Below are 10,328 nucleotides of genomic sequence, written 5' to 3'. Positions count from 1 at the left end.
CCGAGCGGACACACTTTTTGTCACTTAACCCGTGTTTCACCTTGGCCCTGTTTTAATACCTACGCGGCCTCATCCTTTTTCACATATCGATGGGCTGCTAAACCGCCTACTGACCAGAAGTAATGCGGTAGACATCGAAGACTCCCTCGACACCGCGCAGAATGTTGAAGATATAGCCCATCTGCTTAGTGTCCGAAACCTCGAAGCTAAAACGCATTACGGCAACGCGGTCATCGGAGGTATGGGAGGACGTCGACAGGATTGAGACCTTCTGATCGGAGAAGACGCGAGTAATCTCCGAGAGCAGTCCATGACGGTCAAGTGCTTCGATTTGCACCGTAACCATGAAGACCGCACCGGAGGAATCTGTTGCCCAGGAGACCTCGATAATGCGCTCCGGCTCCTGGTGCAGCTTCTCCGCATTAGTGCAGTCCGTACGGTGCACACTGACCCCACCGCCGCGGGTGACGAAGCCAAAGATGGCATCGCCCGGCACAGGCGTACAGCATTTGGCAAGCTTAGCGGCCATATCCGCGCTGCCTTCTACCAACACACCCGTGCTGTCAGCGCGGCGCGGAGTGTTGTGCACGTTCATCTTTGAAATTGGCGTGCGGGAGACCAACTGCTCTTCGGCATCGTCCGCGCTCGAGAACTGCGCCATCAGCCGGTGAGTCACATGCTGCGCTGAGACCTGCCCCTTACCGATAGCGGTATAGAGCGCATCGACATCCGCATAGTGCAGCTCGGAGGCAATCTGCTTGATGGACGCCGGAGTGAACAGGCGGTGCATCGGCAGACCGCCGCGCTGTACCTCTGCAGCCAGTGCGTCACGGCCGGCATCGAGTGCCTCCTCGCGGCGCTCTTTGGCAAACCACTGACGGATCTTTGCCCGCGCACGTGGAGTTTTAACAAACTTCTCCCAGTCCTTAGACGGACCGGAATCGGCATCCTTGGACGTGAAAATCTCGACGCGGTCGCCAGTTTTTAGCGGTGATTCCAACGCCACTAGCTTGCCGTTGACTTTGGCACCAATACATCGGTGACCTACTTCAGTATGGACCGCGTAGGCAAAGTCGACCGGCGTGGAGTCCGCAGGCAATGTGATGACATCGCCCTTAGGTGTGAACGCAAAAATTTCAGTGACTGAGAGGTCATAGCGCAGGGAGTCCAGGAACTCGTTAGGATCTGCGGCCTCCCGCTGCCAATCCAGCAGCTGACGCATCCACGCCATCTGATCGACTTCGGCGGAATCTCCCTTGTGAGAGCCCTTGGTTTCCTTGTAGCGCCAGTGTGCGGCAATGCCGTACTCAGCGTTGTAGTGCATCTCATGGGTGCGAATCTGCACTTCTAGCGGGGAGCCACCTGGACCGATGACCGTTGTGTGCAACGACTGGTAAACCCCGAAACGCGGCGCGGAAATATAGTCCTTGAATCGCCCCGGCATAGGTTTGAACAGCGAGTGGACGGCACCCATCGCGGCATAGCAATCCTTGGTCGTGTCCACCAGAACTCGAAGTCCGACCAGGTCAAAAATCTCGTCGAACTCATGGCCGCGGACAATCATCTTCTGATAAATCGACCAGTAGTGCTTCGGCCTGCCCTGTACCTCAGCAGCAATGTGAGACTCCTTCAGATCCTTCTGAATCATCTCGGAGACTTCCTGGATGTACCGGTCCCGCTGCGGCGCTCGATCTGCGACCAAACGCACAATCTCGTCGTACTTCTTCGGGTACAAAATGGCGAAGGAGAGATCTTCCAACTCCCACTTCACGCTGGCCATTCCCAAACGATGCGCCAGCGGTGCAATCACCTCGAGGGTCTCACGGGCCTTCTTAGCCTGCTTTTCCGGCGGCAGGAAGCGCATTGTGCGCATGTTATGCAGCCGGTCAGCCACCTTGATAACCAGCACGCGCGGGTCCTGGCTCATGGCGATAATCATCTTTCGCACGGTCTCTGCCTCGGCGGCGGAGCCCAACGCGACCTTATCCAATTTGGTCACACCGTCGACCAGTCGTGCGACTTCTGGGCCGAAGTCCCGCTCCAGGTCCTCCAGCGTGTAATCGGTATCTTCGACCGTGTCATGTAGCAGCGCTGCCACCAGCGTGGTGGTATCCATGCCGATCTCGGCGGCAATAGTGGCGACTGCAAGCGGGTGAGTGATGTATGGCTCGCCGGATTTCCGGTACACGCCGTCGTGAAGGCGCTCGGCGGTATCGTAGGCACGCTGAAGCACAGCCAAATCTGCGCGCGGATGCACCTGTCGATGCACCGCGACAAGGGGATCTAGCACCGGGCGGATTTTCGTTCTGTTGCCGGTAAGGCTTCGCGCTAGGCGGGCACCATAACGGCGTGCGGGCCCTTCAGCCATGACTCATTCACCCCTTATTAACCACGTACAAAGGCAGATCAGCAAGCTTCTCCCGAGCTCCCAGGCCTTCAACCTCCAGCACGGTGCACAGCCCGGTTACCTCGACACCAGCTGTCTCCAGCAGGGCGCGAGCTGCACACAGGGTGCCACCAGTTGCCAACACATCGTCGACAAGTACGGCCTTCTTGCCCTTCAGCTCAAACCCACTAGCCGGAATCTCAAGCGCGGCCGTACCGTATTCCAGTTCATAGGTCTCCGTCAGCACAGGTGGTGGGAGCTTGCCCTTCTTACGAATAGCGAGCACTCCCAGTCCGAGCTTGTATGCCACCGCAGAACCCAGCAGGAATCCACGCGCATCGAGGCTGCCGATAATATCGGCCCCGAACTCTTTCACCTTGGCGGAAATCTCGTCCACAAGCAGGGCGAACGTCGTGGCGTCGGCAAGCGCCGGCGTCAGGTCCTCGAACAGTACGCCCTCAACTGGAAAATCGGGCACAAACCGAATCTGATCAGCTAATGCCTCACGCGCGTGTGCATACGACACAGGTTTAAGCTCCTTTTCGGCAAAAAGAAAAAGTGCGGGTACCTGTCAACGATACCCGCACAATGCGCTTTTAAAGTAGTTTCACCCGAACCACTGGGAGGCGCTACCTCCTACTGCCCCGGACGCCAGGACAGCGGCTTGTTTTCATCGCCCTCAAGCTTCGGAGTCTTCACCGTTCGTTTCGGCGTCGACTGTTCCATTTCGCTTGTCGACGCGTCTTCCGCGCCCGTGCCCTCCGCGGCATCGGCGGCAGCCGACTCAGTGTTCGAGTCTTCCCCAGCAGATACCTTTGTGCGAGCGGCCAGCACCGCTTCATCATGCTTGCGGTATTCACGCTGACGCGACTTGAGCGTTACCAACAGCGGCGAAGCCAGGAAGATCGAAGAGAACGTACCTTGAATAATGCCGATGAGCTGAACGAGTGCAAGGTCCTTCAGCGTTCCGACCCCTAGCATGCCCACGGCGATGACCATCAGTGCCAGGATTGGCAGGAGCGTCGACACCGTGGTGTTGATAGAACGCATGATGGTTTGGTTGACCGCCAGGTTCACCAACTCGGCGTAACTTCTACGGGTCGATGAACGATAGCCTGCCGTGTTCTCGTCGACCTTGTCGAAAACCACGACGGTGTCGTACAGGGAGAACGACAGCACTGTCAGCAAGCCGATAATGGTTGCCGGGGTGACGTCAAGACCAATGAGCGCGTAGATGCCCATAATCACGATTGCATCCACAACCAGGGCGAGAATTGCGGCAATGGCCATGTCGCGCTCGAAGTGAATGGTGATGTAGATGAACACCAGACCCAGGAACACCACTGCAGCCAGCAGCATTCGGTTGGTAATCGAAGAGCCCCACGACTCCGACACGGTCGAGTCACCAATGGCATCCGGGGTCTGCTGCCCCTGCACATCGACGGGCTTGAATGCATCATTCAACGCGATACGAGCACTATTAATCTGGTCCTGAGTCAGCTTCTCAGAGGTGATCTCCAGGATTCGGCCCTCACCAGAACCGATAATTTGTACCAGCTCCGGCTTCACGCCGGTCGCCTCGGTGAAAACCTCCTCGGCCTGCTCAGTTGTCACTGAGGCCGGCGGCATAGTCATCTTGGTACCGCCCTCGAAGTCGATACCGAAGCTGAACCCGCGAATCAGCATCGCTGCGAAAGCAACAACGATGATGGCGACGGCAATCTGGTACCAGCGCTTCCGCTTGCCGACGATGTTGATTCCACCCTCGCCGGTGTAGAGGCGGCGGAAAAAGGAGTCGTCTTTCACGCTTTCTGGCTCAGTGATTAGCGCCGGATTCGTCTGAGTAGTATTCATGGATTCCTACTTCCCCTCATTCGCGCTGGAGTGAGCTGCACCGGTGTCGGCAGCCGTACTGGCGGAGGCATCGGAGGCTCCGGCCTTCTTACCGGCAGCTACAGTCTTATTCCTCTGTGCAATCTCCATGACCGAGCCGAAGCCGTTCATCGACGGCTTGGACAAAGCTGGCCACTTACGAGTAGCCAGGATGACCAACGGCGCAGTCACGAGGAAAGCCGTCACAATGTCGAATGCTGTGGAGAGACCAAGTGTGAACGCGAAACCGCGGACATCGCCAACGGCCAGGATGTAAAGAACCACAGCCGCAATGATGGACACAAAGTTACCCGATAGGATGGTGCGCCGTGCTCGTCGCCAAGCGTGCGGAACCGCGGAGCGGAAAGTTCTACCCGCGCGGATTTCGTCCTTAATGCGTTCGAAGAAGACGATGAAGGAGTCAGCCGTTACGCCGATAGAGATGATGATGCCGGCGATGCCAGCGAGATCGAGCGAGTAGCCAATCCAACGACCAAGAAGGACAAGGACGCCGTAGACCATCGCTCCAGCTGCTGCCAGCGAAACCAGCGAAATCACGCCCAGGCCGCGGTAGAGAGCAATCGCGTAGACGACAATCAGGGCGATACCGATAATGCCGGCAAGCAGACCGGCTTCCAAGGAAGCCGAACCAAGCATGGCCGGGATAGTCGTGGTGGTGCCGCCCGGCTCGCCGTCCTCACCTGCGAACGACAGCGGCAGTGCACCATAACGCAGGTTATTGGCCAGCCCCTGTGCCTCGTCGATTGAGAAGTCGCCCGTGATGCGGGTGGCAGAACCAACTGGGGTTGCCTCCTGAATCACCGGGGCGGAAATGACCTTCGAGTCCAACACGATAGCGACCTGCCGCTGCAGGTAGTCATTGGTCAACTTGGTCCATGTGCGAGCGCCGGTGTCATTCTTCCCGGACTTGAAGCTAAAGGAGACCTGAATCTGACCAGACTGCTGATCGTAACCACCGTTAATCGGCGCATTGGTATCAATAGCGTCGCCGGACAGACGCTGGCCCTTGGCCTCGTCCTCCTGCCCAATCAACAGCGGAGCCTTGCCCAGGAAGATGGCTTTACCGCCTTCGGGCGCACAGGTCACCAGCGGCTTGGCCGGGTCATCGGCACCCTGTAGCGGATCAACTGCATCGCGGTTATCGCAGGTCATCAGCGCAGCGGCTGCAAACTGTGTCGTTGGGTCTTCGGACTGGCGAGTCGCCAACAGCACGTCACGAACCTTCGTACGCAGCTCGGCCGCTTCAATTGAGTTCGCCGGCTTTGCCGGAGCTGTTGCGTCCAACTTCGGGGCCTCGCCCAGCGACTTGGACAGCTCCTCGGGAACCGGCTGATCTGGGTTCTGTTCCTTGAAGGCATCAATTGCACGCTTCTGCGTTTCGTTCATGTCCTTGTAGAGGTCATCAACACGCTTGGTGGCTTCCTCCTTCGACAGGACACCGACTGACACCCAATCTTCAGCAGTCTTCTTAACTACCCCGCCAAAGGCAGCTTCATCAGGGCCCTGGGTGGGCTGTTCTACCGGACGGAAGAAGAGCTGCGAAGTCTGGCCGAGCGTACGCGCCTCCTGTGAGTCTTCACCCGGCACGGTAATGACCAGCGTGTCACCGTCGGTGACAACTTGAGCGCCGCTGACGCCCATGCCGTTTACGCGGTTCTCCAGAATCTTGCGAGCCTGGTCCAGCTGATCGCGCGTCGGCTTTTCGCCCTGCGGCACCAAGGTTACTCGGGTACCACCCTGCAAGTCGATGCCCAACTTTGGCTTGGCTGATCCGCCGCCAGTGAAAAAGACGAGTGCGTACGTAAGGATGAGGAAGCCAACAAACAGTGCCAACAGCCACTGCGGCCAGTTCCTCTTGAATGTATTCGCACCGGATCTGGATTTGCTGTTCAAAGCAAAGTCTCCTGAATCGTGACGTTTAGGTACTTAAGCGCTTCGGGTAGAAACGCAGGTCTATAACCGCACCGCGAAATCGCGCGATACCAGGAAGAGGCATTGCGGGCGTCGCTAAGCAAAGCTATAAACACCAACCGCTAGAGAATAACCGATTTAGCGTAGTGCGCCGGTTTTGACTTGTACCTATTTAGTGAAAATCTTGCCCACGCTTGCCGACGGCGAAACCTGGGACGCGCCCGCTAACCCCACGGCGCACGCTACAGCTTGGATGCATGCAAACCAGCAGGGCGTGGGCGTGCAAAAAACTGCTACTGCTTTTCGGTGGAAGTGGAACCGTCTGTACCCGTGTTATCCGAGTTACTCGGAGTATTCGGGTTCTCGACCTGCTCATTGATGTCCGAAGCGGCATTGTCATCCGGACCGTGGCCGGTGATTTCTTGGACATCGCCGACGTGGTCATCTGGCGCATCGGAAACACGGCCACGTCGATCACGGTGAGCGTAGCTAGCTCCGGTACCGGTGGTGAGGTTGCGGGCAATGGCGCCCTTTTCCCAACGGGTCACGATGCCGTCAGCGATAATCAGGTCGACGGTTGTTTCGGTCGTATCAACGACCACACCATGCATACCGGAACCGGTGATGACCTCTGCGCCCGGGGCCAACTTATCCTGCATGTCCCGAATGGTGCGCACCTGCTTGTTCTGCTTGATGATCTGCCAAATTGGCAGCGCCAGGAACAAGAAAATAAGTAGGAGGAGAATAGTTTGATCCATGTCTGCCGAGTTTAACGAATTGCCAGCTAGCAATTCCACACTGCCCCGGCCGGGTCGATGAGAAAGCTATTCTCCGATAGTTCCCTCCGGCGGCTGCAACCCCAAGTGCCGCCATGCTCGGGCAGTTGCCACGCGTCCGCGCGATGTACGCGCAATCATCCCGGCACGGACCAGGTAGGGCTCGCACACTTCTTCCACAGTCGAGGGCTCCTCACCGACTGCCAACGCCAGGGAATTCACACCCACCGGGCCGCCACCGTGCCCCTTGACCAGGGCAGTCAGCACTGCGCGGTCCAAGCGGTCCAGCCCAAGCTCATCGACATCGAAGACAATCAACGCCGCCTTGGCCGCACCAAGATCAATAACGCCACCGGAGTGAACATCTGCGAAATCGCGAACGCGACGCAGTAGGCGGTTGGCAATTCGCGGGGTACCTCGCGAACGCGAGGCAATCTCCACTGCAGCCTCTGGGCTGATATCCACCCCGAGGATCCCAGCGGCACGGGTAACCACCTTTGTCAGATCCTCGACCTCGTAGAACTCCATCTGCGCAGTAAAACCGAAACGGTCACGCAGTGGGCCAGTCAGCATACCCGAGCGCGTCGTTGCGCCTACCAGCGTAAAAGGTGGAATCTCGAGTGGAATTGACGTAGCTCCAGGCCCCTTGCCCACGATGACATCAATACGGAAATCTTCCATTGCCATGTAGAGCATTTCCTCCACGGGCCTGGCAATGCGGTGGATCTCGTCAATGAAGAGTACATCGCCCTCGAGCAGGTTCGATAGCATTGCTGCCAAATCGCCAGCGCGAATAAGCGCCGGACCGGACGTCATTCGCAGGGACGACCCCATCTCCTGCGCAATAATCATGGACATGGTGGTCTTACCCAGGCCGGGAGGTCCCGACAGCAGAATGTGGTCCGGAGTCACATTTCGTCCCCGTGCCCCGGAGAGCACCAAATCCAGCTGCTCGCGGACCTTGGGTTGGCCGATAAACTCCCCTAACGACTTTGGTCGCAGGTTCGATTCCGCATCGACTTCCTCGACCTGAGCGCGGGCATCGACATCACGTTGTGCACCATTTCCCCCACCGCCAAAATGGTCGTTGGCTGCTCCATCTAAAGAGTCCCTGAAGGGATTGCCCGACACGTTAAACTCCGTGCGCTCGATATCGCTCATAGTCCCCTCATCCTAGTGCACTGCCATTTTTCATCATCAATGTAGCTGCAGGTCCTCGACCTGGATTTACTTTTCGCCCAATGTCTTTAGCGCCGCCTTCAGCGCCATTGATGTATCCAAGGTCGGATCAATCCGAACAACAGTCTCCGCTGCCTCATTCGCATCAGCTTCCGGGAACCCAAGCCCGACCAAAGCACCAACGACCTGATCCAGATCTGCCTTCAAAACAATGCCAGGCGCTGCTCCGCTTGCAGCTTCCTCCGGCTGGGATACCGCCCTATCCGCGAAAACCTCGACCTTATCCTTCAACTCAACCAACAGGCGCTCCGCCAATCGCTTGCCGACGCCGTTAGCCGCCTGGAGGGCCTTGGCATTCTTTGAGGCAACCGCATTGGCAATCTCGGCCGGCGACAGTACCGATAGAACAGACATCGCTACTTTTGGCCCCACTGTTGAGACAGTGCGCAAGAGCGCAAACATCTCACGTTCCTGCGAGTTGGCAAAACCAAAAAGCGTAATCGCATCTTCACGAACCGCCATTGTGGTCAACATGAAAGTCTGCTCATGCCTCACCAACTGAGAAGCTAACCTGCCCGTAATGGTGACCAAATGCCCGACACCACCGCACTCGATAACGCAATAGTCCGCACCGAGATCGATAACCTCACCGCGTAGAGATGCAATCACTTCTCACAATTCCTTTCACTACGGCTTCCCGAAAGACACCGAGATAAACGCCGAACTCACAAGTGTGCTCTAGCAGGCTCCCCTACCGCGAGGGATTCTCACGGCGAGAAAGCTCCAACTCCCGCTCCTCGTGTTGCTTAGCAAGCGCAGCCAAGGTGTCGCGCTGGCGTTGCAGAACCGGACCACGCCAACAGTGGCAGATAGCGATGGCCAACGCATCCGCTGCGTCCGCAGGTTTTGGCGGAGTTTCCAACCCGAGGATTCTCGTCACCATCATGGTCATCTGCTTCTTATCAGCCCGACCGTTGCCGGTAAGCGCCTTCTTTACCTCCGACGGCGTGTACATATGCACTTCCAAACCGCGTCTCGCCGCAGCGAGGACAAGGACACCAACCGCGTGCGCAGTCTGCATTACGGTGGACACATTGCCGCGCTCGAATACCCGTTCCATCGCAACCACGTCCGGCTCGTACTCATCCATCCACTGCTCCACGGCATTGGAAAGCCGTAGAAGACGATCCTCCAACGATGCCGTGGTTGGTGTGCGGGCGACCCCCACCGCAATGGGAATGACTTTCCTGCCCTGAGCACCTTCCGCAATGGAGAGACCACAACGAGTAAGGCCAGGGTCGATACCCATCACCCGCAGAGATCCAGCTCGATAATTCACCTCTCCACTAATACCACATTTCGAACAGCTGTTTGTATCGTAGCTACACGGGGTACCAACCGTTGATTCTGATAGGTTTAACACCATGAATTCACCGAAGAAGCTCTACGGCGTTCTCGCTGCAGCTGAAATGGTCACGTGGGCTCTGCTGCTCTTGGGGCTGGCACTGAAGTACCTGTTCAAAGTCACTGACATCGCCACCACCATCTTCGGCGGCATCCACGGTTTTACGTTCCTGTGCTACGTAGTCACCACCATCATGGTGTGGATCAACCAGCAGTGGAGCTTTGGCCGCGGTGTCATCGGCCTCGCCTCTTCTATCATTCCATTCGCAACCTATCCGTTTGAACGAAACACCCTGAAGGCAGGCCTCTTGGATCGGCCCTGGCGCTTTACCGACGAATCCGAGGAGCCACAGGACATTTTCGAGTGGGCACTCGCGATGATTATTCGCCGCCCGTTTATCTCGGCATTCGTCATCCTCATTGTTCTCGTCGTGGTCTTCACACTGTTGCTGATGGCCGGACCTCCGACTCACTGGTTCTCCTAAAACGGTTCAACTAAAACTTTCAGAAACCAAAATCGGTTTAATAGACAAAAATATGTCCGCCTGGCGTGTCGACCGGCGCGTCGGCGGGCGGGCACCCTTCGCTACTTACCCCAATGCGAGTTACTGACTGCGTTTATGACAAAAATGACCTGGTAGGGTCAGGCGGTCATTGCATCATGGATAACACCAGAGATTACCTCCCGAGGAGTTAACCCGCCGAGCACCACCCTCGGCCGGTTATTCAGCAATGCCTCCGCCTGGGCGACCTCTTGGTCGGTGACATCGGTAAAGTTG

The 10,328-nt window shown here is 57.3% G+C and carries 9 protein-coding genes; 1 reads left to right on the top strand and 8 read right to left on the bottom strand.

Annotated features, from left to right (window positions below; all coding sequences use genetic code 11):
* Nucleotides 1-106: 106 nt before the first annotated feature.
* The 8 genes from HMPREF2849_RS06520 to ruvC all read right to left on the bottom strand — a co-directional run bounded on the left by HMPREF2849_RS06520 (nt 107) and on the right by ruvC (nt 9,454).
* On the bottom strand, nt 107-2,368 hold the full coding sequence (locus HMPREF2849_RS06520; protein WP_016422688.1) for a RelA/SpoT family protein: 2,262 nt from the start codon (nt 2,366-2,368) through the stop codon (nt 107-109).
* Between the two features lie 7 nt (nt 2,369-2,375).
* The gene (locus tag HMPREF2849_RS06515) at nt 2,376-2,912 is read right to left on the bottom strand and encodes an adenine phosphoribosyltransferase (RefSeq protein ID WP_070862784.1); all 537 of its coding nucleotides are present in this window, start codon (nt 2,910-2,912) and stop codon (nt 2,376-2,378) included.
* A 110-nt stretch (nt 2,913-3,022) separates the two neighbouring features.
* Nucleotides 3,023-4,240, bottom strand: coding sequence for a protein translocase subunit SecF (secF, locus tag HMPREF2849_RS06510; protein ID WP_070862783.1), 1,218 nt, complete (start codon nt 4,238-4,240; stop codon nt 3,023-3,025).
* Between the two features lie 6 nt (nt 4,241-4,246).
* Complete coding sequence (gene secD, locus HMPREF2849_RS06505) at nt 4,247-6,172, bottom strand: protein translocase subunit SecD (protein ID WP_070862781.1); 1,926 nt, start codon at nt 6,170-6,172, stop codon at nt 4,247-4,249.
* Nucleotides 6,173-6,483: 311 nt separating this feature from the next.
* Nucleotides 6,484-6,948 (bottom strand): preprotein translocase subunit YajC, encoded by a 465-nt coding sequence (gene yajC / locus HMPREF2849_RS06500; protein WP_049190818.1) that lies wholly within the window; start codon nt 6,946-6,948, stop codon nt 6,484-6,486.
* 66 nt (nt 6,949-7,014) lie between these two features.
* Nucleotides 7,015-8,127, bottom strand: a complete 1,113-nt coding sequence (gene ruvB / locus HMPREF2849_RS06495; protein WP_070862779.1) for a Holliday junction branch migration DNA helicase RuvB — start codon at nt 8,125-8,127, stop codon at nt 7,015-7,017.
* A gap of 66 nt (nt 8,128-8,193) precedes the next feature.
* Entirely contained in the window at nt 8,194-8,814 is a 621-nt protein-coding gene (gene ruvA, locus HMPREF2849_RS06490; protein ID WP_048731308.1) for a Holliday junction branch migration protein RuvA, read from the bottom strand.
* Between the two features lie 82 nt (nt 8,815-8,896).
* Complete coding sequence (gene ruvC / locus HMPREF2849_RS06485; protein WP_048731311.1) at nt 8,897-9,454, bottom strand: crossover junction endodeoxyribonuclease RuvC; 558 nt, start codon at nt 9,452-9,454, stop codon at nt 8,897-8,899.
* A 115-nt stretch (nt 9,455-9,569) separates the two neighbouring features.
* On the opposite strand from ruvC, the gene HMPREF2849_RS06480 reads away from it, so the two are divergent.
* Nucleotides 9,570-10,034, top strand: coding sequence for a DUF3817 domain-containing protein (locus tag HMPREF2849_RS06480; protein WP_070862777.1), 465 nt, complete (start codon nt 9,570-9,572; stop codon nt 10,032-10,034).
* Nucleotides 10,035-10,328 lie beyond the last annotated feature (294 nt).

The organism is Corynebacterium sp. HMSC073B01, from assembly GCF_001838255.1.
Taxonomy (GTDB): Bacteria; Actinomycetota; Actinomycetes; order Mycobacteriales; family Mycobacteriaceae; genus Corynebacterium; species Corynebacterium jeikeium_D.
This window is presented reverse-complemented; position numbering and strand designations above follow the sequence as displayed.

Coding starts and splice junctions, on each gene's coding strand:
- ruvC (WP_048731311.1), bottom strand. CDS start 9,454: ATGGGTATCGACCCTGGCCTTACTCGTTGTGGTCTCTCCATTGCGGAA.
- secF (WP_070862783.1), bottom strand. CDS start 4,240: ATGAATACTACTCAGACGAATCCGGCGCTAATCACTGAGCCAGAAAGC.
- ruvB (WP_070862779.1), bottom strand. CDS start 8,127: ATGAGCGATATCGAGCGCACGGAGTTTAACGTGTCGGGCAATCCCTTC.
- yajC (WP_049190818.1), bottom strand. CDS start 6,948: ATGGATCAAACTATTCTCCTCCTACTTATTTTCTTGTTCCTGGCGCTG.
- HMPREF2849_RS06520 (WP_016422688.1), bottom strand. CDS start 2,368: ATGGCTGAAGGGCCCGCACGCCGTTATGGTGCCCGCCTAGCGCGAAGC.
- HMPREF2849_RS06480 (WP_070862777.1), top strand. CDS start 9,570: ATGAATTCACCGAAGAAGCTCTACGGCGTTCTCGCTGCAGCTGAAATG.